Origin of the sequence: Pseudomonas sp. NY11955 (assembly GCF_048068035.1) — a bacterium.
Taxonomy (GTDB): Bacteria; Pseudomonadota; Gammaproteobacteria; order Pseudomonadales; family Pseudomonadaceae; genus Aquipseudomonas.
Genome location: NZ_JBLUPS010000003.1, coordinates 390988 through 412293, shown reverse-complemented (window position 1 = coordinate 412293; position 21306 = coordinate 390988). Strand labels below are relative to the sequence as shown.

Below are 21306 nucleotides of genomic sequence, written 5' to 3'. Positions count from 1 at the left end.
CAGGCTTTGCACCATGCGCTAGATAGCTAGCACCTGCGGTCAGAACAGCTGTAGCTGGCGGCCGGTCAAGGTGGCGAAATCATCGCCAACGAACGGCAGGATGGCGTCGGCTACCGGTTGCAACTGCCGGCTGAGGTAATGTTCGTAGTCGATCGGCGATTGCAGGTTCTCCATCGGCTCGGGGCCTGCGGTAGTGATGACGTAACTGATCCAGCCACCGCGCTGGTACTGGCGAGGGCGACCGAGGCGGCTGTTGTATTCATCGGCCTGGCGCGCGGCACGCACATGGGGCGGCACATTGCGCAGGTATTCGGCCAGCGGCCGGCGCAGGCGCTTGCGGTAGACCAGCTGGCTATCCAGCTCGCCCGCCAGGGTCTGCTGCACATAGTGCCGCACATAGTCGCGATACGGCTGGCCGCGAAAGATCCGCCCATACAGCTCCTGCTGAAACTGCTGTGCCAGTGGCGACCAATCGGTGCGCACCGACTCCAGGCCCTTGTAGACCACATCCTCACTGCCGTCGGCGCGCCGCACCAAGCCGGCATAACGCTTCTTGCTCCCCTCATCGGTGCCACGGATGGTCGGCATCAGAAACCGCCGATAATGCACTTCGAACTGCAACTCCAGCGCACTTTCCAGGCTCATCTGCTGACGCAATTGCTCACGCCACCACTGGTTGACCTGAGCCACCAGTTCACGGCCGATCTGCGCTGCAGCCGCTTCGTCATGGGCACCCTTGAGCCAGACGAAGGTGGAGTCGGTATCGCCATAGATGACCTCATAGCCCCTGGCTTCGATCAGTGCGCGGGTCTGGCGCATGATCTGGTGGCCACGCATGGTGATCGACGAGGCCAGGCGCGGGTCGAAGAATCGGCAACCGCTCGACCCCAACACCCCGTAGAAGGCATTCATGATGATCTTCAGCGCCTGCGACAACGGCGCATTGCCCTCACGTTTGGCCGCTTCACGGCCCTGCCAGACGCGCTCGACGATGGCCGGCAGGCAATGCTGGCTGCGCGAGAAACGCCCACCACGAAAGCCCTCCACCGAGTGTTCATCGTCGGGCAGGCGCAGGCCTTCGACCAGCCCCACCGGGTCGATCAGAAAAGTACGGATGATCGACGGGTAGAGGCTCTTGTAGTCCAGCACCAGCACCGAGTCGTACAGGCCTGGGCGCGAATCCATGACAAATCCACCAGGGCTGGCTTCATCGGGACGGCTGCCGAGGTTGGGGGCGACAAAGCCCAAGCGGTGCATCTGCGGGATGTACAGGTGGCAAAAAGCTGCCACCGAGCCACCGCTGCGGTCTACCGCCAGCCCGGTGACCGAAGCGCGCTCCAGCAGGAATTCGAGCAGACGGGTATGGGCGAAGATGCGTGTGACCAGCTCGCAGTCCTTGAGGTTGTAGCGTGCCAAAGCGGGTTTGTCTTCGGCAAAACGGCGGTTGATTTCGTCCATGCGCTGGTAGGGCGTGTCGATGGCCTTGCCTTCACCGAGCAGGGTCTGCGCGACACTCTCCAGGCTGAACGACGGAAAGCTCCAGGTTGCCGAGCGCAACGCTTCGATGCCATCGATCAACAGCCGCCCCGGCGCGTCGGCAAACACATGGCCACCTCCGGAGTGGCTACGCAGCGTCAGGGGGGCGCCGTTACGGCCCAGTACCAGGGGCACCTGCAGCTGCTTGGCATGCTCATGCAACAGGCGCAGGTCGAACTGAATCAGGTTCCAGCCGATGATGGCGTCCGGGTCGTGCGCGGCCATCCACTGGTTCAGGCAAATCAGCATCGCGGCACGGTCATCGCAATACTGCAGATCGAAATCGACGCCATCAGGGTTGCCGTTGGCCGAGCCAAGCATGTACACCTGACGCTGGCCACAGCCTTCCAGGGCAATGCTGTACAGCTCGCCCCGTTCACTGGTCTCGATATCCAGCGACACCAGCCGCAGTGCCGGGCGATAGCCCGGCAAGGGCTTGAGCTGGGCGTCGCAATACACGCCCTGGGCATTCGGCTGCCCCGCGAACTGCACCGGTGCGGTGATGAAGCGCTCCATCAGATAACGCTCGGGCGGGCGGATATCGGCCTCGTACACCTCGATGCCCGCTGCACGCAGGCGCTGTTCCAGTTGCATCAATTGCCGGTGCTGGCGGCAATACAGGCCAAGCACCGGACGTTGGTCGAAGTCCTTCAGCCGCAGTGGCTTGAGCTGTATCCCATCTTCCTTGGACAACAGTACCCGCGCATGCTCGGCCTGCGCCTGGGGAATGAACGCCACCGACTCCTGAGGCGCCAGGCGCAGCTGCCGCGGCCCCTGGTCGGTGGCCAACCAGAACTCCACGCAGGTGCCTTCGGGCGTGTCATGCCAATGCCGGGTCAGGACAAAGCCCTGCTGCAACTCCACTGCGTCGACCTCTGCTCAAAAACGCAATTCTACGCTAGCGCGACCCCGCCACGAAGCCACTTCTGCGTGCTGCCAAGGCCATCAGCCAAGCCACCGCGATCAACGCCAGCACCACCGCGCCAAACCCTTGCACCCCCGCCCCGCTCAACAACAAACCGCCAATGATCCCGCCCAGGGCAATGGCACTGTTCCACACCGTCACCAGCATCGACTGCGCCACATCCCCCCCTTCGCCCGCGGCATCGGCGCACGCGGTCTGCAGCAGGGTCGGCGCGCCGCCGTAGGTCACACCCCACAAAGCGATGCTCAGGTACATCAGCCACGACGAGGCCTGCCCCAATGCCAGCGTAGCCAGGGCAAAACCCGCCAGGCTCAACAGCACCAGCGTGCGCAGATGGCGGTCGACCAGCAACTCCACCAGGCCAATCCCAGCCAGGGCCGACAGGCCAAACACCATCAGCACAGGGCCAATGTCCGCAGCCATGCCGGCCGCTGCCAGCAGAGGCACGATGTAGGTGTAGAGAATGTTATGGCCGAGGATCCAGCAAAGGATCACCAGCAGCACAAGCAACACCCCCGGAGTACGCAGTACCTGCATGGCTGCAGGTCGCTTGCCGGCAGCGTGCCCTGGGTAGTCCGGCACCGACCGCAGTACCCACACCACCAGCAGCAACGCCACCAGGGTGACCACCACGAACGTCGCGCGCCAGCCCAACCCTGCCCCCAGCCAGGTAGCGATCGGCAACCCGAGCGACAAGGCAATCGGTTGGCCGAGCATGGCCAGTGCCATGGCCCGCCCCTGCTGTGCCGCTGGCACCATGCGCCGGGCGTGGCCGGCGATCAACCCCCAGGCCAGCCCGGCCGCGGCGCCGGTGAAAAAGCGCAGCACCAGGGTCAGGCTGTTGGTGCTGGACAGGGCGGTCAGCCCATTGAACAGCACAAAACCGATGATCGCCAGCAACAGCGCCCGGCGTCGATACCAACCTTGGGTCAGGGTTACCAACGGAATGGCGGTCAGCAACGAGCCCAGGGCATACGCCGTGACCCATTGCCCGGCCATGGCCTGGCTGATGTGCATGCCTTCGGCGATCTGGTCGAGCAGGCCGGCCGGCAGGGTTTCGCTGAGGATAGCGATGAAGCCGGTCATGGCCAGCGCCAGCAGCCCGCTGAGGGGTAAACGTTCGTTACTGGCAGCCAGCAACGGGGCGGAAGATGTCTGAGACATTGGATAAGCCTTGGGTGGGGAAACGAGGCGAACAGTCTGCAAGGGAAGGTATTGCGGAAAAAGGCGGTTACAATGCCATTCACCCAGGACAACAGTGTCCGCAATCAGGAATGCAGCATGGACAGCCTCAGCGGCTTCGTGGTCTTCAATCGGGTGGCCGAAACCCGCAGCTTCGTCGCCGCCGGCCAGTCACTGGGGATCAGTGCCTCGGCAGTGGGCAAGCGTGTAGCACGCCTGGAAAGCCGCCTGGGCGTACGCCTGTTCCATCGCAGCACGCGCAGCATCACCCTCACCGCCGAGGGCACGTTGTTCCTTGAGCGCAGCCGGCGCATCCTCGCCGAAATCGAGGCCACCGAACAGGAACTGTCGCAAGCCAGCGAAACCCCGCGCGGGCGCCTGCGGGTGAGCATGCCGCAGGTCACCGGGCTGGTGATGCCGGCGCTGGCCGAGTTCATGGCGCTGTACCCGCAAGTGGAACTGGACCTGGACTTCTCCGACCGCATGGTGGATATCGTCGGCGAAGGCTTCGATGTGGTGATGCGCGGCGGGCAACCGGTGGATTCACGGCTCAATGCCAAGTTCCTGGGGCACTTTCAGCACTGCCTGGTCGCCTCGCCCGATTACCTTCGCGAACGCGGCACACCCCAGCATCCACGCGACCTGGCGGCGCATACCTGCCTGCATTATCGCTTCCCCAGCAACGGCAAGCTGGAAACCTGGCCGCTGCGCCAGGAGCACCCCGAACAAGCCTATGACATCCCCATTTCGATGGTGTGCAACCACGTCGAGACACGCGTCTGCTTTGCCGTGAACCACCGCGGCATCACCTGCCTGCCGGACTTCACCGTAGGCCGTGAGCTGGGCAACGGTTCGCTGGTCAGCGTGCTCGACGACTTCATGGAGCGGCGCGGCAGCTTCTACTTGCTGTGGCCGTCCGGGCGGCATATGCCGCCGAAGTTGCGGGTGTTCATCGACTTCATGCTGGAGCGGGTGTTCAACCGTACAGGTAGTTGATGTCCTTGTAGGCCAGGGGCGGTACCTGGCCTAGCAGGAAGTCGCGCAGCTTGTGCATCTGCCGCGCTTTTGGGCTGGCCTTGAGCCAGGTCATGTAATAACCGTCGCCAGTGGCCACCGCATGCTTGAAGGGTGTGGCCAGGCGCCCGGCCGCCAGGTCGGCACTGGCCAGCACCAGGTCGACCACCGAAATGCCCAAGCCTTGCTGGGCGGCCGAAATGCCTTGGTCGAGGGTATCGAACACCTGCCCCTGGTCGATGCTGATGTCCAGTGCGTCCATGCGCGCCAACCAACGCCGCCAGTCACGCCGGTCGGGCGACGGGTGCAGGAACTCGCATTGGGTCAGGTCGGACAGCTCCGGTTGCGCCGTGGCCAGGTAGTCGGGGTGACACACCGGGATCAGCCACTCATCGAACAGCTTGAAGCTCTCGATATCGGCCGGAAACCGCCCATTGGCCAGGAGGATAGCGCAGTCGTAGGGCTCGGAGTAGAAGTCCACGCTGTCGATGTCCATCCACACGCTCGACAGCTGCACACTGCAGTTGTCTTCGATCTTCTTGAACGCGTCCAGCGCCCGTAGCAGCCAGCGCACGGTCAGTGTGGAGGGGGCCTTCAGGCGCAGGCCATAGCGGTCCTGGCGCAGCAATGCGCAGGCATTTTCGATGATCTTGAAGCCGACTTTCAGCTCCTGCGCCAGCAGGCGACCGTGCTCGGTCAGGCTCAGTTTCGGGCCCCGGCGCTCGAACAGGTCGCAGCCAAACATGGCTTCGAGGGTCTTGATGTGATGGCTGACCGCACCCTGGGTCAGGGCCAGCTCTTCAGCTGCACGGGTGAAAGAGCCGTAGCGAGAGGCCACCTCGAAGGCACGCAGGGCGTGCAAGGCCTGAATCCGTTCCGACATGGCGGCGTCCCGAGCATGAGTGAGACTAATAGTAGGTCATAGTTCCACGCGTTTTACAACGTCAGAAGCGTCTCGGAAAATGCAAGTAAATAACAAACATAACCAAGATCCTGCCTGCATATGACTGGAACGTTCACTTAAATCAACGCCTGGGGAAATCATGTTTACGGGATATGGAAATTGCTATCGCCTGGATGCGCTAGAGCTAGCCGCTGAACATGGTCACAACATGCAACACTGGACGTACAAAACCATAGAACACTTTCGCAGTATTCTCGCCAACCCCGAGTTCCCCTGCCTGTTCGGGCGCAAGGCTGTAAACGGCCAAACCTGCCATATTCTCTTCGCCCGCGCCGAGCAACTGGCCGATGATATCGCACAGGGCTTGGCCGATTATGTGTGCACCGTCGCAGTGATCACAGCCAAGCAGCGCATCGGCAGCCCTTTGGTGGTGTTTCTCGAAACCCCTGCTGGCAGCAACCTCGCCGAGCAGCAGGCGTTGGCCTGGAAGGTACTGCGCGGCGTGCATGCACGCGACCCTCACCCTTGGCCACAGGGCATCCCGACCGACCCCGACGATTCAGGCTGGTCGTTCTGCTACGCCGGCATGCCACTGTTCATCAACATGAACTTCCCCGGTCATCAGCAAATGAAAAGCCGCAATCTGGGCCAGCACATCACCTTCGTCATCAACCCACGAGAAAACTTCGACGAAGTGGCCAACGCCAATACCGAAAGTGGCAAGCGAATCCGCGAGCGCATTCGCGAGCGCGTGCACCATTACAACGACGGCGTCGTGCCCGACACCCTTGGCGCCTTCGGCGATACCGACAACTACGAATGGAAGCAGTACCAACTGCAGGAGGCAGGTTCGCTCAACCCGTCGCGCTGCCCTTTCCACGCCCATGCCGCACACCTGGCGACATCCGACACACTGATCGAGAACTGACCGTGAATACCGCACTCACCGCCACTTATGCCCTCACTGTCCTGCTGCTCATCGCCACCCCCGGGCCGGTGGTGGCTTTGATCGTCAACACTGCGGCAGCCTCCGGCTCACGCAAGGCCATGTTCACCGCCGTCGGCACCAACTGGGCGTCACTGGTGCTGATCGGCGCCGCCGCCTGGATCATCCTCACCAGCGCCGCCATCGACAAGGCATGGCTCAGCACCATGAGCCTGCTGGGCTGCCTGTTCATTGGCTACATTGCCGTGGGCACACTGCGGGACGCCCTGCAGGCGCCTGCCCCGGAAGCGGCGAGCGACACGCCAAAGACCGGGCGTGGCGGGCTGCTACAAGGTTTCATGGTGGGTATTTCCAACCCCAAGGACATCATTTTCTTCATCGCATTCTTCCCCCAGTTCATCCAGATCACCGAGTCGTTCGGCAAGAGCATGGTGGTGCTGTCGCTGCTGTGGGTGGCCATCGACTTCGCCGTGCTCAGCCTGTACATCTTCGCCATCGGCAAGATCGCCTCACAGCGCAGCAACCGCATTATCAGCCTGGCCTCGGGCGTCGCCCTGCTGCTGATTGCCGCCGGTGGCCTGCTGTACAACCTCAAGGAACTGGCGGCCTGAACGTGAAACGCAGCATTCGGCAAAGCGCAGGAGAGAGCATGACCGCAAATGACACGAGCCCGTCTCCTTCGCCGCTGCAACAGGACTACCAGCGATTTCTGCTGCTGGGCAATCGACGTGCCCCGCACACCGTGCATGTGCACGAAACCGGCTACCGCTCCGGCACCATCAATACCGATGCCCTCGGCCTGCGCTACAGCCATTGCGCCGGCAAGCGCTTTTCGCCGGCCGAGCGCGGTGGTGCCTCGCGCATCAACCTGCTGGTCGGCGGCTCCACGGCGCTGGGCATTGGCGCCAGCTCCGACGAACACACCGTGGCCTCGCACCTGTCGATGCTCACCGGCGAAGTCTGGCTGAGCCTGGCCGGCTGCGGGCTCAATGCCAGCCAGGAATTGCTGATGTTCCTCACCCACCAGCACCGCCTTGGCCAGCTCGGCCACGTGGTGGTGCTCAGCGGCCTCAACAGCCTGGCCCACGAGGCCCTGTGCGAAGTCCTCGCCAGCCCCAACGACCCGCAGCACGCCAAGGCCTACCAGGCTTTTCTCAACAGTTTCAGCGAAGGCATGCAGGCCGCCGCACCACCTCGTCGGCAATCGCTGTGGCAGCGCATCGGCCAGGCCCTGACCACGCCAGCGGTCGAAACCCCGGTCAGCTGGCCGCTGTCGCCCCCGGAAAAACGCCTGGCCCGTGCCGCCGACAACATTGGCCGCACCTTGCGCCAATGGGACCGCCTGCTGGCAGACAGCCACGCCACCCTCACCTTCATCCTGCAACCGCTACTGCCCTGGTGCCGGGATACCCTGCCCGCTGGCGAACAGGCCATGCTGGCCGCGCTGCAGCAACAACCGGCGAACTTCGGCCGGCTACTGGAAGGCGCCTTCGACAGCCAGCTGCACTCGGCGTTTTTCCGCCGCATCAAGAGCCAGGCGGACCCGGTGCCCTGCTACGACATGAACTGCATGCTCAACAGCTCGCCCGTGTTCGGTGCCGACCTGTTCATCGACCGCCTGCACCTCAACGATCTGGGCAACAATGCCCTGGCCAAGGTAATCACCGCCAAGCTTGGCCTGGCGCAGGAAAAACACGCCCAGCGCAAGGTCACACCAATCAAGCTCGTCTGACAAATGCCCAGTGGTCTTCCGGCCACCCCCCTTGGGTGGCTAGAATACGCCGTCGTTCCGATTTGCCCGAGGCGTACGCTTGACCGCCATGAACATCGAAGCCGTCCATTCTTGTCTGGCCGCCCCTGGGGCTTGCCTGTGAGCCGCATGCGTCGCTTGCCCCCGCTGTTGATCGCCCTGATGCCGCTGGCCGCGCACGCGCTGGAAGTGCACATCGACCCTCATGCCGACCTGCTCTATCGCCAGGCCTTACCCCTGCTGGAGCAAGCCGACAACCAGGATGACGGCGCCAGCACACTGCGAACCGCCGTGGGCGGCGACCCCGAGCTTAGCCGCCAGGGCCAGGCCATGGCCCACACCTTGCCGACAGCGGTTGCCCTGCTGAAAAAATCGGTGGAGCTGGGCCACCCGGTCGCGCAGTACCGCCTGGCGCTGTACTACATGACATACCTGCCCGCCGGGCAAATTCCAGAGGCGGCCTGCCCGCTGCTCGAAGCCAGCCTGCAGCAGGGATTTGCCGCACCCGCGCCAGCCATTGCCACCTGGTGCCGCCCCTACAACATCAGCAGCGAGTACCGCGCCGCGCTGGAGGCGGTCCCCAGCATGGCCACCGTGTACGCCCCCTACTACCCGCAACCGGCCACCCGCCTGGCCTGCAACCGCAGCCGGCCACAGGGCCTGGAAATGCTGTGGGGCCGCCAGCGTGACTACCAGGCCGAGGTGTACCGCCTGCTCGGCGACCTCGACCCACAGCACCGCGCTGGCCTGCTGCAGAAGGCCGTGGACATCAACGGCTGCGCCACGGCGCAACAGCACCTGAGCAGCCGTCCATAACCCTCAGCCGGACGCGACCCTTGTAGGAGCAGCCTTGTGCTGCGAAGAGGCCCGCAAGACAAAAGTCTACTTTCACCCGTCATGGTCTCTTCGCAGCACAAGGCTGCTCCTACGGAGGTAGGTTGAGTTGTGGGGGCAGCAAGATCGTTCAAGCCATAGCGTGTTCCGTCTGGCATGCTGGCCAGCCACCTACAGCAATGCAGCCATCATGCCCCACATCGCCCGCCAAGCCTTTCTCCACGGCGCCATCGCCATCATGCCGCTGTCCCTGGCCGTCGCCCCCTGGGGCCTGCTGGCAGGGTCCATGGCCATCGAGGCCAACCTCAGCGCCTGGCAGGGGCAAGGGTTGTCGGCCATCGTCTTCGCCGGCGCCGCGCAACTGGTAGCCATCGGCATGCTCAAGGGCGGCGCGAACCTGGCGTCGATCCTGCTCACCACCCTGCTGCTGACCTCGCAGCACCTGCTGTACGGCCTGTCGATGCGCCCGGTACTGTCCAACCAGCCGCTGCGCTGGCGTTTGGGCCTGGGCTTTCTGTTGACCGACGAATTCTTCGCCCTGACCAGCCAGTACGACCAGCAGCAATTCAACCGCTGGTACGCCCTGGGGGTTGGCCTGACGTTCTACATCGCCTGGAACCTGTTCACCTTGGCCGGTATCCTGCTGGGCAAAAATATTCCCCATCTGGACCAGTTCGGCCTGGACTTTTCCATCGTCGCCACCTTCGTCGCCCTGATCGCCCCGCTGGTGCGCAACCTGGCCACCGTGGTGTGCGTAGCCGTGTCGTTGTTCTGCTCGGTGCTGTTCAGTCACTGGCACTGGGAGACCGCCCTGGTGGCCGCAGGCCTGCTGGGTATGAGCGCCGGTTTCATCTGTCAGAAATTCAGCGGAGCGCGAGCATGACCTGGATCTTGATTTTCGCCATGGGCGCCATCGTGTTCCTCAACCGCTACGCGTTCCTGGAGCCGCGCCTGCCCTTGCGCCTGAGCTCCAATGCCCGGCAGTTTCTTGGCTTTGCCGTGCCGGGCATGCTCACGGCCATCTGCGGCCCGATCATCTTCATGCCCGAGCACCAGCTCAACCTGAGCCTGCTCAACCCCTACCTGCTGGGTTCGCTGGTGGCCATCGCCCTGGTGCTGTTGACCCGCAGCGTATTGCTGAGCATGCTGGTGAGCATGTTGATCTTCTTCTTCCTGCGCAGCTGGCTGGCATGAGCACGCCCCTGCGCGAGCAGACACACCTCTGGCAGGCGCCGGCCCTTGGCGACGTCGAGATGCTGCACGCGCGCTACTTCCAGCAGCGCTTTGCCCCGCATGTGCACGAAGGCTATGTGTTCACCGTGATCGAATCCGGCGCCCAGCGCTTCTGGCACCGTGGCAGCGAGCACCTGGCGCCGGTCGGCAGCATGGTGCTGATCAACCCCGACGAGCTGCATACCGGCGCCACCGCCCATGAAGCTGGCTGGCGTTATCGCGGCTTCTACCCCGAGCACGAGCGGGTCACCGGCGTGCTCGACGAGCTGGAACTGGGCCGCCACGGCATGCCCAGCTTCAAGGACAGCGTGATCCACGACCCAGCCCTGGCCCTCGCCTTCAGCCAGCTGCACCAGCTGTCCGAAGCCGGCGCCAGTGCCCTGCAACAACAGACTGCCTGGCGCCAAGCGGTGCTGGCCCTGGTACAACGGCACGGGCAAGGCGCCGAACCCTCGGCCCCAGGCAACGAGCCACTGGCCGTGGCCCGCGCCCGTGAACTGCTGGAAAGCCAGTTGGCCGACCCACCTTCGCTCGAAGCGCTGGCAGCGGCGGTAAACCTGTCACCGTTTCATTTCGCCCGGGTGTTCCGCCAAGCCACCGGCCTGCCGCCGCATGCCTGGTTGAAGCAACGACGCCTAGCCCGCGCCCGGGAAATGCTGAAGCGCGGCCTGGTTGCTTCGCAGGTGGCGTTCGACCTGGGGTTTGCCGACCAGAGCCATTTGAGCCGACAGTTCAAGCAGGCATACGGGGTGACGCCTGGGGTCTATCGCAGCGCTTGCCTGCAAAGCTGAGCTGCGACACCTAGCCTCAGGCAAGCCGGCCAGCCACTGCTACACTGACATGGCTGAATGGAGGATCCTGCCATGTCCGAAAGAGATCTCACCACCCTGCTATCGCTGATGAACCAGCGCCAAGCCTGCCTGAGCAGTGCCTGCAAGGAGATTGCCGACTGGATCGACCGGCAGGGCGATGTGCCCGCAGCCGGCAAGATCCGCGCCAGCCTCAAGGCCCTGGAGGCCGACGAAGCCCAGGTCCGCAAGACCTTGACCTCGCTGACCCTCGACAGGCCACTGCCACGCTTTCGTAGCTGAAAGGCGCAGCTGAAAAAAAGGGCCGCTAAACGCGGCCCTTTGATTTGTCAGTGCTTCATGTGCATGTGGTCATGCCCACCGCCCGCCTCGGCGTTGAGCGCACGCACTTCAGCCTGTACGTCCAAGGTTTCCTTGGCACCCTTGGCATCTTCGATGGTCAGGGTCAGTGGCACTTTCTCGCCTTCCTTCACCTGATCGTTCAAGCCCATCAGCATCACATGCAGGCCATTCGGGTCCAGGGTCACGGCCTTGCCGGCTGGCAATTCAACGGCCTTGACCTCACGCATGCCCATCACGTCGCCGTTCATGGTCATCTCGTGCACCTGTACGGTCTTGGCCACGGGCGAAGCCACACTCACCAGCTTGCTGTCGCTGCTGGCGGTCAGGGTCATGAAGGCACCGGTGGACTGCTGGTGCGGCACGCTGGCACGTACCCAGGCATCGCTCACGGTGGTCTGGGCCAGTGCAGGCAGGGCCAGCCCCATCAGTACCAGGGCAGCCAAACCGCGTTTGATCGGTTGCATCGACATTCAGCAGATCTCCATCAGGGTGACCAGGTCTTCAGCGCATTCCTTGGCGTTCAGGGAATGGCCCAGGCTCAGGCGCAGGGTGCCACGTGTATCGTAGACGTAGCTGGTGGACGAATGAGAAATGGTATAGGTGTCTCCGGCCGGAACCTTCTCGTAGAACACCTTGAACTCCTTGGCCACTGCGGCGATTTCTTCGGGGGTGCCGGTCAGCGCGGTGAACGTCGGGTCGAAGGCCTTTACGTAGGCATCGAGCACCTCGGGGGTGTCGCGCTCCGGGTCCAGGGTGATGAACACCACCTGGAACAGGTCGCGATCACGGCCGCGCAGCAACTTGCGAATTTGCGCCGCGCGCGCCAGTGTCGTCGGGCAAACCGCCGGGCATTGGGTGAAACCGAAGAAGATCATCGGCATGCTGCCGTAGAAGCTCGACAGGGTGCGCACATTGCCTTGGGGGTCCTTGAGGCGGAACTTGCGCCCAAGGATCTCGTTGCTCATGTTCTTGCCGTACTTGAACTCAAGCCCCCGGGCCGGGCTGCAGCCTGCCAGCAGGCCAAGCCCAAGAACGCCCATCCCGGCGACAACTGCGCGCCGGGTAAATAGATCATTCATGAAACCATCCTTTACAGGGAAGGTGCCGGCCCTCGGGACGGACCGGCTGAAAAACCGGGGCATTCTTGCATGACACCCCGTGGGCATCTACCCGACGAAGGCGCTGATGGCCTGCAGCCCTGCAAATACGGGCTGCGGCCTGTTGTCGCAGGGGTTGAAACCGTAACAGTTTGTTGCTAGCGCATCAGTAATACGCGTTTTCTTTCTGGGTGTGGTCAGTCACGTCACGCACGCCCTTCAGCTCCGGAATGCGCTCGAGCAAGGTGCGCTCGATACCTTCCTTCAGGGTGACATCCGCCTGGCCACAACCCTGGCAGCCACCACCGAACTGCAGCACGGCGATGCCGTCGTCGACCACGTCCACCAGGCTCACCTGGCCGCCATGGCTGGCCAGGCCGGGGTTGATCTCGGTCTGCAGGTAGTAGTTGATACGCTCGTTGATCGGGCTGTCTTCGTTGACCATCGGCACCTTGGCGTTCGGTGCCTTGATGGTCAACTGGCCACCCATGCGATCGGTGGCGTAGTCGACCAGCGCGTCTTCCAGGAATGGCACGCTGACGGCGTCCAGGTAAGCGGTGAAGCTCTTCAGACCCACGGCGGTGTCGTCAGGCTTCTCTTCGCCCGGCTTGCAGTAGGCAATGCACGTCTCTGCGTACTGGGTGCCCGGCTGGGTGATGAAAATGCGAATGCCGATGCCAGGCGTATTCTGCTTGGAGAGCAGATCGGCCAGGTAGTCATGGGCGGCGTCGGTAATGGTTATAGCGCTCATGTAGGTTCCTCACAGACTTGCCGCCAAGTGTACGCCAACCCAGCCTTCGAACAAAGTCCTAGTATTTGACTCGGGAAAGCGCATATTTCCCGTTCAGCCCCCGTGGCGTCGCCAGCCAGGCCTGCATGCGCCGGTACAGGCCGCGCTCCAGCCACTGGTAGCTGAACCACGACATTAGTCCAATGGACGGCACGCACAGGGCGAACACCAGGTACGGGTTCAACGGCAGGCGCTGGCTGGCGAACCAGCCGGCGTACAGCACCAGCACATGGATCAGGTACACCGAATAGGAGCAGTCGCCCAGCGCCTTGAGCAGCCGGTTGCCTTGGAACACCGGCTCCAAGGCCACGAAAGCCAGCACGATCATCGCGCTGGGCACGCCCCAGTGCAGCAGCCGCTGCGATGCATCCAGGTGATAGATGGCCAGGCCTGCCACCCCCAGCACGATCAGCGGCAGCCACCGCCCTTGACGGATCAGGCCACGGCGGTACAGCACGCCCAGGCCGATGCCGAGCAGAAACTCGTAGATGATGTCGTTGTTGTAGAAATGGCTCAGCACACCCAGCCGCCCCAGCACTTCGCAGACCAGCAACAATGCACCAGTGACCAGCAGCAGGTGATGCCGTTGGCGCACCAGGAATGCCAGGCCGAACAGCAGGTAGAAGAACATCTCGAAGTTCAGCGTCCAGCCCACGTTCAAGGTCGGGTACAGGCCATAGCCCCCGGGGTTTTCTGCCGGGATGAACAGCAGCGACAGGAACAGGTGGCGCCAGGCGAATGCCTGATGTGGCATCCATTGGCTGAAGGCCAGCAGCAACATGGCCATCAGTGCTGTGTAGAACCAGTAGGCCGGGACGATACGCATAACCCGATTGAGCAGGAATTGGCGCGGCTCGATGGATTTGTCGCGGGTCGACAGGTAGATGACCAGCCCGCTGATGACGAAGAAGATGTCGACGCCTACCGCGCCACGGTCGGTGAGCAGTTGGCCGATGGGGCCTGTGGCATGGAAGTCGAAGAAGATCTGCATGAAATGGTGGCAGACCACCACCCAGGCGGCGAACGCCCGCAGTGCCTGAAGCGAATACAGCATGAAATACCCTGCGATTGCCGGTGCATTGAGGCCCGGCGAGCGCACTGCGCTCGTTCGCGGGCTTGCCCGCTCCCACAGGGTTCATGCCATGCCCGAAAGCACCACATATCCTGTGGGGGCGGGCAAGCCCGCGAATGGGGCTGCAAGACAGCCCCCGGACCACCCACCGTTTCCGACCGCAGGGTATTAGGAAAGATCAGCTGACCCGATCAGAGGTTCTCGTAGCGGTTCATGTCCAGTACACCCGCCTCGACCGGCTGGGTCTCTTTGATGAAGCTGTTCAAGTCATGGAAGTAGCGCCAGAACTCGGGGTGACTGCGGCGCACGCCCCAGCGCATGACAATGCGCTCGAACTTGGCCGGGTCATCTTTGGCATATTCCATATCCTCGACGAACTCCGGCACATCCTTGGTCGGGATATTGAAGATGAAGTTCGGGTAACTGCTGAGCACGCCTGGGTACAGGGTCAACGTGTCCAGCCCCGGTTGGTAGCGGTACGCCTCGCCCAGCAGGAACGCCACGTTGCTATGTGCGCGGTTGCGCAGCAGGCTGTATACCTGGCGCTGGCCGCCCTGCCCTTCGATGCGCAACATGGTCGCCTCGGGCAACTGGTTGATCACCTTCAGCCCGGCAGCCGGGCGCGACACCAGGCGGCTGAGCGACTGCTCGGCATTGCGGAACTCTTCGCTCACCTGCGGCCGTGAGCAGAACGCGCCCTGGCAGCGGTTGATCGGGTCGGGCGCGGCATTCAGGCTGCCGGTGCGCTGCAGCAGCTTCAAGCCAAAGTCACGCTTGGGGTTGTGCGCGTCGAGCGTGATGCCGCTCGGGGTATCGGTGTCGATGTCTTCATAATCCATCCACATCTTCACCTTGCCGCTGTTCTGGTACCAGTCGCCGAGGATCGCCTTGCGCTGGTCGGCCGGCATCAGGCGCAGGAAGTTGACCTCGGCACCATTGCGGATCAGGTCGAAGTACAGGCGCGTCTGCAGTTGGTGCGAGACGTTGCCGAACACATCGAAATTGACCGCCAACTGGTAATAGGTGCGCTCGAACAACGGGTAGTCGAACAGCCACACAGTCAACGGCACATCACCGATCAGGCCCTTGGTCACCGAGGCGCTGTCGAAGTGGCGGAAGATGCTCAGCAACGCGTTGTCGTTACCGGCCCACAAGGTCGACCAGCCCGGTGCCGGCATATCGGCATAGGCTTCACGGCGCAGTTTCTCGTACTCGTTGCGCTTGTCGCGGTAGGCGTGCCACAGGCTCAGCACACTGCCCACGTCATCGATCTGGCCAGGCATGGCCAGCAGCGGCGTGGCCTCACCCCGGTATTTGGCGTCGGTGATGTAGCGATCGAAGGCCGGCTCCTGGAACAGTGCCCAGAAGTTGTCGCGGATCACGTCGGTGGCGATCTGCCCGCGGCACACCGGGCCACGGATGAAGGTACGCACGAAGTACTCGGCGTTATCCAGCATGAACTGGTAACGCGCCACTGCCGGAATCGCCTCGAAGGTTTCGAACGGGTTGGCTCGGTGGCGCGGGCCGTAGCCTGGCAGCGCGGCGGCATGCCAGTCGCCGGCGTAGAACAGCTGCTTCACGCGCTTGAGCTTCTGCGGCCCCATTGGGTAGGTGATGTGCGTCTTGTGCACGATCACGCCCTGCACCGGGACCAACCGGTAGTAGAAGTCGGTACCTGGCGGGTCGTTGGGACGGCGGGTGGCAATGACGTCGACCGGCTTGCCACTGGGTGTGCGCGAGCGCACCCACTGGAAGAAGTGGCCCTGCTCGCCGCCAACGAAGTAGATGTGCGCCAGGAACAGGTGCTCGTACAGCCAGCGACCGACCAGCGCCTCGGTGGAACCCGGGCGGTTGAGCAGCTCTTCCCAGTCAGCGATCTGCCTGGCTTCAGCAGCGCTCGGCTGGATTGGCTGGTACTCCACTGGCGCACCGGCCGCCAGCCAGCGGCGCATGGTGTCGTATTCCTTGTCGGTCAGCCCGGTCACCGCCAGCGGCATGCCCTCTTTGGGGTGGGCGCCAGCATAAGCGTCGAACTCATGGGGCAACGGGCACATGTTGTTGCGGTTCAGGCCCAGGACGATTTCCTCGGGCAGCTTGGCGTTGGGCGTGAGCGGGGTCTTGTGGCCCAGCTCCAGCATGCGCGCCATCAGCGCGGCCTGGCTGCCCTGGTTGTCGAGCACCGAGTAGAAGCCCTTCTTGCGCCATTGCTCTTCGCTGTGGGCGTCGTAGAACAAGCGCGTGGTAGGCACCGCCTTGCTGCGTTCGCCCTGGTACACCGGGACCTTGCTGGCCCCGCGCACCGCGCCTTCGGGGCTTTCCAGCTTCAACTGGCAGGCGGCGTCGTTGCAGGCGTGGCAGGCCACGCACTTCTCGGTGAAGATCGGTTGAATGTCCCGGGTGTAGGAAATGGCCGGGCTCGACTGGGGGGCTTGCCCGAACACCGCGCCACTGATGAGCAGGGCGAAGGCGCCGGCAAGGATACGATGCACCATGTGCGGAAAGTCCTGGTTCTTGAAAGCCATCACGATTTGTTGCCTGGTCGTCCTTGGGTGCTCTGCACTGCCAACGCTGCCCAACATGAGCAGTTTTCATGCAAATGGGCGATGCGCCTAAAAACCGCGCAGCTTTGTTATGATTCCGCACCTTCTGATATTTGCCCGACCAGGTAGTTCCTATGTCCGACCGCAGCGCTCGTCTCCAAGCACTCCAGAACGCACTCCAAGAGCGCATCCTGATCCTCGACGGCGGCATGGGTACTATGATCCAAAGCTACCGTCTCGAGGAACACGACTATCGTGGCACGCGTTTCGCCGATTGGCCAAGCGATGTCAAAGGCAACAACGACCTGTTGCTGCTCAGCCGCCCGGATGTGATCGCCGCCATCGAGAAGGCCTACCTGGATGCCGGTGCCGATATTCTCGAAACCAACACCTTCAACGCCACGCAGATTTCCCAGGCCGACTACGGCATGGAGTCGCTGGTTTACGAGTTGAACGTCGAAGGCGCGCGCATCGCCCGCCAGGTGGCCGACGCCAAGACCCTGGAGACGCCAAACAAGCCACGTTTCGTCGCCGGCGTGCTCGGCCCTACCAGCCGCACCTGCTCGATTTCCCCGGACGTCAACGACCCCGGCTACCGCAACGTCACCTTCGACGAGCTGGTAGAAAACTACATCGAGGCCACCCGTGGCCTGATCGAGGGCGGCGCCGACCTGATCCTGATCGAAACCATCTTCGACACCCTCAACGCCAAGGCGGCCATCTTCGCCGTGCAGCAAGTGTTCGAGGACGACAACGTCGAATTGCCGATCATGATTTCCGGCACCATCACCGACGCCTCCGGCCGTACGCTGTCGGGCCAGACCACCGAAGCGTTCTGGAACTCGGTGCGCCACGCCAAGCCGATTTCCGTGGGCCTGAACTGCGCCCTCGGCGCCAAGGACCTGCGCCCGTACCTGGAAGAGCTGGCGACCAAAGCCGATACCCATGTGTCCGCCCACCCCAACGCCGGCCTGCCGAACGCCTTCGGCGAGTACGACGAAACCCCGGCCGAGATGGCCGCGGTGGTCGAAGAATTTGCGGCCAGCGGCTTCCTCAACATCATCGGCGGTTGCTGCGGCACCACGCCCGGGCACATCCAGGCCATTGCCGAAGCCGTAGCCAAGTACAAGCCGCGCGAGATCCCGGAAATCGCCAAGGCCTGCCGCCTGTCGGGCCTGGAACCGTTCACCATCGACCGCCAGTCGCTGTTCGTCAACGTTGGCGAGCGCACCAACATTACCGGTTCCGCCAAGTTCGCCCGGCTTATCCGTGAAGAGAACTACACCGAAGCCCTGGAAGTCGCCCTGCAGCAGGTCGAGGCCGGCGCCCAGGTGATCGACATCAACATGGACGAAGGGATGCTCGACTCCCAGGCGGCCATGGTCCGCTTCCTCAACCTGATCGCCGGTGAGCCGGACATCTCGCGCGTGCCGATCATGATCGACTCGTCCAAGTGGGAAGTGATCGAGGCGGGCCTCAAGTGCATCCAGGGCAAGGGCATCGTCAACTCCATCTCCATGAAAGAAGGCGTCGAGCAGTTCAAGCACCACGCCCGCCTGTGCAAGCGCTATGGCGCTGCCGTGGTGGTCATGGCCTTCGACGAAGTCGGCCAGGCCGACACCGCCGCGCGCAAGAAGGAAATCTGCCAGCGCAGCTATGACATCCTGGTCAACGAAGTGGGCTTCCCGCCGGAAGACATCATCTTCGACCCGAACATCTTCGCCGTCGCCACCGGCATCGAAGAGCACAACAACTACGCCGTCGACTTCATCGAGGCCTGTGCCTATATCCGCGATCACCTGCCCCACGCCTTGAGCTCGGGCGGTGTGTCCAACGTGTCGTTCTCGTTCCGAGGCAACAACCCGGTGCGTGAGGCGATCCACTCGGTGTTCCTGTATCACGCGATCCAGAACGGCCTGACCATGGGTATCGTCAACGCCGGCCAATTGGAGATCTACGACGAGATCCCGGCCGAGCTGCGCGAAAAGGTCGAGGACGTGGTGCTCAACCGCACCCCGCATGGCACCGATGCCCTGTTGGCCATCGCCGACGACTACAAGGGCGGCGGCGCAACCAAGGAAGTGGAAAACGAAGAGTGGCGCTCGCTGCCGGTGGAAAAGCGCCTGGAGCATGCACTGGTCAAGGGCATCACCGCATTCATCGTTGAAGACACCGAGGAATGCCGCCAGCAGTGCGCACGCCCGATCGAAGTGATCGAAGGCCCGCTGATGAACGGCATGAACGTGGTCGGCGACCTGTTCGGCGCAGGCAAGATGTTCCTGCCGCAGGTGGTCAAATCGGCCCGCGTGATGAAGCAGGCCGTTGCGCACCTGATCCCGTTCATCGAGGCCGAGAAAGGCGACAAGCCGGAAGCCAAGGGCAAGATCCTGATGGCCACGGTAAAAGGCGACGTGCACGACATCGGCAAGAACATCGTCGGCGTGGTACTGGGCTGTAACGGTTACGACATCGTCGACCTGGGTGTGATGGTGCCGGCCGAGAAGATCCTGCAAACCGCCCGCGAGCAGCAGTGCGACATCATCGGCCTTTCCGGCCTGATCACCCCGTCGCTGGACGAAATGGTCCACGTCGCCCGCGAAATGCAGCGCCAGGGCTTCCAGCTGCCGCTGATGATCGGCGGCGCCACCACCTCCAAGGCGCACACTGCAGTCAAGATCGAACCCAAGTACAGCAACGACGCGGTCATCTACGTCACCGACGCCTCGCGTGCGGTCGGCGTGGCCACCCAGCTGCTGTCCAAGGAGCTCAAGCCGGGCTTCGTCGAAAAAACCCGCCTGGAATACGTGGACGTGCGCGAGCGCACCGCCAACCGCAGCGCCCGCACCGAGCGCCTGAGCTACGCCCAGGCCGTCGCCGCCAAACCGCAGTACGACTGGGCCGGCTACCAGCCAGCGGTACCCTCCTTCACCGGCGTCAAAGTGCTGGAAGACATCGACCTGCGCACCCTGGCCGAGTACATCGACTGGACCCCGTTCTTCATCTCCTGGGACCTGGCAGGCAAGTTCCCGCGCATCCTCACCGACGAAGTGGTCGGCGAGGCGGCCACCGCGTTGTACAAGGATGCCCGCGAGATGCTCGACAAGCTGATCGACGAGAAGCTGATCAGCGCCCGTGCCGTGTTCGGCTTCTGGCCGGCCAACCAGGTGGCCGATGACGACATCGAAGTGTACGGTGAAGACGGTCAGGCACTGGCCACCTTGCACCACCTGCGCCAGCAAACCATCAAGCCGGACGGCAAGCCCAACTGGTCGCTGGCCGACTTTGTCGCGCCAAAAGCCAGCGGCGTCACCGACTATGTGGGCGGGTTCATCACCACCGCCGGCATCGGTGCCGAGGAAGTGGCCAAGGCTTACCAGGACAAGGGCGACGACTACAGCTCGATCATGGTCAAGGCCCTGGCCGATCGCCTGGCCGAAGCCTGTGCCGAATGGCTGCACGAGCGGGTGCGCAAAGAGCACTGGGGCTATGCCCGCGACGAGCACCTGGACAACGAGGCGCTGATCAAGGAGCAGTACAGCGGCATTCGACCTGCCCCGGGCTACCCGGCCTGCCCTGACCATACCGAGAAGGAGACCCTGTTCCGCCTGCTCGATGGCACCGCCATCGGTGAAACCGGGCCGAGCGGTGTCTTCCTCACCGAGCATTTCGCGATGTTCCCCGCAGCGGCGGTCAGCGGCTGGTACTTCGCCCACCCACAGGCGCAGTATTTTGCCGTGGGCAAGGTCGACAAGGACCAGATTGAGCGCTACAGCGCGCGCAAAGGCCAGGATGTGAGCGTGAGCGAGCGCTGGTTGGCGCCGAACCTCGGGTACGACAGCTAAGGCCGCGCTACATTCTTCGCGGGCTTGCTCGCTCCCACAGGGACCGCACCGTTTTTGAAACCTGTGCAGTACTTGTGGGAGCGGGCTTGCCCGCGAAGAGGCCAGTCCAGGCAGTCCCTTTTTCATTGCCTACACTGTCCCTGATTGCCTCTGATTTTCCAGGAGCCACCATGGACGATTCCAGCCAGGGCAAACCGCCAACCTTCTGGCAAATGCTGCACAGCATCCTCGCCGCCGCCTTTGGCGTGCAAAGCGGCAAAAACCGCGCCCGCGACTTCACCCACGGCAAGGCCAGCCATTTCATTGCGCTGGGGACGCTGTTCACCCTGGTGTTCATTGCCGTGTTGATCGGCCTGGTGCAACTGGCCCTGCACCTTACCGCCCGATAGAAATGAAAGCGCCTACGGGGATTCCCTCCCCGCAGGCGCTCTGGCTGCATCACGGTCTAAAAGACAAGTCTACTGGTGGCTGACCCAATACACGGCAGTGA

Annotated in this window: 19 protein-coding genes; 11 read left to right on the top strand and 8 right to left on the bottom strand. The window is 63.1% G+C overall.

Features of this window, described 5'->3' with window-relative positions; all coding sequences use genetic code 11:
* Positions 1 to 39: 39 nt before the first annotated feature.
* The gene (locus ACNFBR_RS07810; RefSeq protein WP_416734356.1) at positions 40 to 2400 is read right to left on the bottom strand and encodes a DNA polymerase II; all 2361 of its coding nucleotides are present in this window, start codon (positions 2398 to 2400) and stop codon (positions 40 to 42) included.
* 34 nt (positions 2401 to 2434) lie between these two features.
* Entirely contained in the window at positions 2435 to 3625 is a 1191-nt protein-coding gene (locus ACNFBR_RS07805; RefSeq protein WP_416734355.1) for an MFS transporter, read from the bottom strand.
* Between the two features lie 117 nt (positions 3626 to 3742).
* Between ACNFBR_RS07805 and ACNFBR_RS07800 the strand changes: the two genes are divergently transcribed.
* Positions 3743 to 4639 carry a LysR family transcriptional regulator gene (locus tag ACNFBR_RS07800; protein ID WP_416734354.1) on the top strand — a complete coding sequence of 299 codons (897 nt, stop codon included), beginning with the start codon at positions 3743 to 3745 and terminating at the stop codon, positions 4637 to 4639.
* On the opposite strand, the gene ACNFBR_RS07795 is transcribed toward ACNFBR_RS07800, so the two are convergent.
* Positions 4620 to 5540, bottom strand: a complete 921-nt coding sequence (locus ACNFBR_RS07795; RefSeq protein WP_416734353.1) for a LysR substrate-binding domain-containing protein — start codon at positions 5538 to 5540, stop codon at positions 4620 to 4622. The genes ACNFBR_RS07800 and ACNFBR_RS07795 overlap by 20 nt on opposite strands.
* A gap of 160 nt (positions 5541 to 5700) precedes the next feature.
* Between ACNFBR_RS07795 and ACNFBR_RS07790 the strand changes: the two genes are divergently transcribed.
* From ACNFBR_RS07790 to ACNFBR_RS07755, 8 genes are all read left to right on the top strand, one after another.
* Complete coding sequence (locus tag ACNFBR_RS07790; RefSeq protein ID WP_416734352.1) at positions 5701 to 6489, top strand: YqcI/YcgG family protein; 789 nt, start codon at positions 5701 to 5703, stop codon at positions 6487 to 6489.
* Between the two features lie 2 nt (positions 6490 to 6491).
* Positions 6492 to 7118: a LysE family translocator gene (locus ACNFBR_RS07785; RefSeq protein ID WP_416734351.1), complete on the top strand. Its 627-nt coding sequence runs from the start codon at positions 6492 to 6494 to the stop codon at positions 7116 to 7118.
* 38 nt (positions 7119 to 7156) lie between these two features.
* Positions 7157 to 8239 carry a hypothetical protein gene (locus ACNFBR_RS07780; RefSeq protein ID WP_416734350.1) on the top strand — a complete coding sequence of 361 codons (1083 nt, stop codon included), beginning with the start codon at positions 7157 to 7159 and terminating at the stop codon, positions 8237 to 8239.
* A gap of 138 nt (positions 8240 to 8377) precedes the next feature.
* The gene (locus tag ACNFBR_RS07775) at positions 8378 to 9073 is read left to right on the top strand and encodes a sel1 repeat family protein (RefSeq protein WP_416734349.1); all 696 of its coding nucleotides are present in this window, start codon (positions 8378 to 8380) and stop codon (positions 9071 to 9073) included.
* A gap of 208 nt (positions 9074 to 9281) precedes the next feature.
* Entirely contained in the window at positions 9282 to 9974 is a 693-nt protein-coding gene (locus tag ACNFBR_RS07770; protein ID WP_416734348.1) for an AzlC family ABC transporter permease, read from the top strand.
* A complete protein-coding gene (locus tag ACNFBR_RS07765; protein ID WP_104835140.1) occupies positions 9971 to 10285 on the top strand; it encodes an AzlD domain-containing protein in 315 nt (104 codons plus the stop codon). The genes ACNFBR_RS07770 and ACNFBR_RS07765 overlap by 4 nt, the downstream gene beginning before the upstream one ends.
* A complete protein-coding gene (locus ACNFBR_RS07760; RefSeq protein WP_416734347.1) occupies positions 10282 to 11115 on the top strand; it encodes an AraC family ligand binding domain-containing protein in 834 nt (277 codons plus the stop codon). Before ACNFBR_RS07765 ends, ACNFBR_RS07760 begins: the two co-directional genes overlap by 4 nt.
* Before the next feature lie 72 nt (positions 11116 to 11187).
* Positions 11188 to 11415 carry a hypothetical protein gene (locus tag ACNFBR_RS07755; RefSeq protein WP_012271642.1) on the top strand — a complete coding sequence of 76 codons (228 nt, stop codon included), beginning with the start codon at positions 11188 to 11190 and terminating at the stop codon, positions 11413 to 11415.
* Positions 11416 to 11462: 47 nt separating this feature from the next.
* On the opposite strand, the gene ACNFBR_RS07750 is transcribed toward ACNFBR_RS07755, so the two are convergent.
* The 5 genes from ACNFBR_RS07750 to ACNFBR_RS07730 all read right to left on the bottom strand — a co-directional run bounded on the left by ACNFBR_RS07750 (position 11463) and on the right by ACNFBR_RS07730 (position 16926).
* Entirely contained in the window at positions 11463 to 11945 is a 483-nt protein-coding gene (locus ACNFBR_RS07750) for a copper chaperone PCu(A)C (RefSeq protein WP_416734346.1), read from the bottom strand.
* Complete coding sequence (locus ACNFBR_RS07745) at positions 11946 to 12554, bottom strand: SCO family protein (RefSeq protein WP_416734345.1); 609 nt, start codon at positions 12552 to 12554, stop codon at positions 11946 to 11948.
* A gap of 184 nt (positions 12555 to 12738) precedes the next feature.
* Entirely contained in the window at positions 12739 to 13323 is a 585-nt protein-coding gene (nfuA, locus tag ACNFBR_RS07740; protein WP_012271640.1) for a Fe-S biogenesis protein NfuA, read from the bottom strand.
* A 58-nt stretch (positions 13324 to 13381) separates the two neighbouring features.
* On the bottom strand, positions 13382 to 14416 hold the full coding sequence (locus tag ACNFBR_RS07735; RefSeq protein ID WP_416734344.1) for an acyltransferase family protein: 1035 nt from the start codon (positions 14414 to 14416) through the stop codon (positions 13382 to 13384).
* Between the two features lie 209 nt (positions 14417 to 14625).
* Positions 14626 to 16926 carry a fatty acid cis/trans isomerase gene (locus ACNFBR_RS07730; RefSeq protein ID WP_416734343.1) on the bottom strand — a complete coding sequence of 767 codons (2301 nt, stop codon included), beginning with the start codon at positions 16924 to 16926 and terminating at the stop codon, positions 14626 to 14628.
* 182 nt (positions 16927 to 17108) lie between these two features.
* Here ACNFBR_RS07730 and metH point away from each other — a divergent pair, with 182 nt between their 5' ends.
* Both metH and ACNFBR_RS07720 read left to right on the top strand, forming a co-directional pair.
* Positions 17109 to 20816: a methionine synthase gene (gene metH, locus ACNFBR_RS07725; RefSeq protein ID WP_416734342.1), complete on the top strand. Its 3708-nt coding sequence runs from the start codon at positions 17109 to 17111 to the stop codon at positions 20814 to 20816.
* A gap of 170 nt (positions 20817 to 20986) precedes the next feature.
* Positions 20987 to 21205: a DUF2970 domain-containing protein gene (locus tag ACNFBR_RS07720; RefSeq protein WP_012271636.1), complete on the top strand. Its 219-nt coding sequence runs from the start codon at positions 20987 to 20989 to the stop codon at positions 21203 to 21205.
* Positions 21206 to 21306 lie beyond the last annotated feature (101 nt).

Excerpts from the sequence above, each read along its gene's own strand:
- ACNFBR_RS07755 (WP_012271642.1), top strand. The coding sequence starts at position 11,188 with ATGTCCGAAAGAGATCTCACCACCCTGCTATCGCTGATGAACCAGCGC.
- ACNFBR_RS07760 (WP_416734347.1), top strand. The coding sequence starts at position 10,282 with ATGAGCACGCCCCTGCGCGAGCAGACACACCTCTGGCAGGCGCCGGCC.
- ACNFBR_RS07735 (WP_416734344.1), bottom strand. The coding sequence starts at position 14,416 with ATGCTGTATTCGCTTCAGGCACTGCGGGCGTTCGCCGCCTGGGTGGTG.
- ACNFBR_RS07795 (WP_416734353.1), bottom strand. The coding sequence starts at position 5,540 with ATGTCGGAACGGATTCAGGCCTTGCACGCCCTGCGTGCCTTCGAGGTG.
- ACNFBR_RS07720 (WP_012271636.1), top strand. The coding sequence starts at position 20,987 with ATGGACGATTCCAGCCAGGGCAAACCGCCAACCTTCTGGCAAATGCTG.
- ACNFBR_RS07730 (WP_416734343.1), bottom strand. The coding sequence starts at position 16,926 with ATGGTGCATCGTATCCTTGCCGGCGCCTTCGCCCTGCTCATCAGTGGC.
- ACNFBR_RS07745 (WP_416734345.1), bottom strand. The coding sequence starts at position 12,554 with ATGAATGATCTATTTACCCGGCGCGCAGTTGTCGCCGGGATGGGCGTT.
- ACNFBR_RS07805 (WP_416734355.1), bottom strand. The coding sequence starts at position 3,625 with ATGTCTCAGACATCTTCCGCCCCGTTGCTGGCTGCCAGTAACGAACGT.
- nfuA (WP_012271640.1), bottom strand. The coding sequence starts at position 13,323 with ATGAGCGCTATAACCATTACCGACGCCGCCCATGACTACCTGGCCGAT.
- ACNFBR_RS07750 (WP_416734346.1), bottom strand. The coding sequence starts at position 11,945 with ATGTCGATGCAACCGATCAAACGCGGTTTGGCTGCCCTGGTACTGATG.
- ACNFBR_RS07800 (WP_416734354.1), top strand. The coding sequence starts at position 3,743 with ATGGACAGCCTCAGCGGCTTCGTGGTCTTCAATCGGGTGGCCGAAACC.
- ACNFBR_RS07780 (WP_416734350.1), top strand. The coding sequence starts at position 7,157 with ATGACCGCAAATGACACGAGCCCGTCTCCTTCGCCGCTGCAACAGGAC.
- ACNFBR_RS07770 (WP_416734348.1), top strand. The coding sequence starts at position 9,282 with ATGCCCCACATCGCCCGCCAAGCCTTTCTCCACGGCGCCATCGCCATC.
- metH (WP_416734342.1), top strand. The coding sequence starts at position 17,109 with ATGTCCGACCGCAGCGCTCGTCTCCAAGCACTCCAGAACGCACTCCAA.
- ACNFBR_RS07765 (WP_104835140.1), top strand. The coding sequence starts at position 9,971 with ATGACCTGGATCTTGATTTTCGCCATGGGCGCCATCGTGTTCCTCAAC.
- ACNFBR_RS07790 (WP_416734352.1), top strand. The coding sequence starts at position 5,701 with ATGTTTACGGGATATGGAAATTGCTATCGCCTGGATGCGCTAGAGCTA.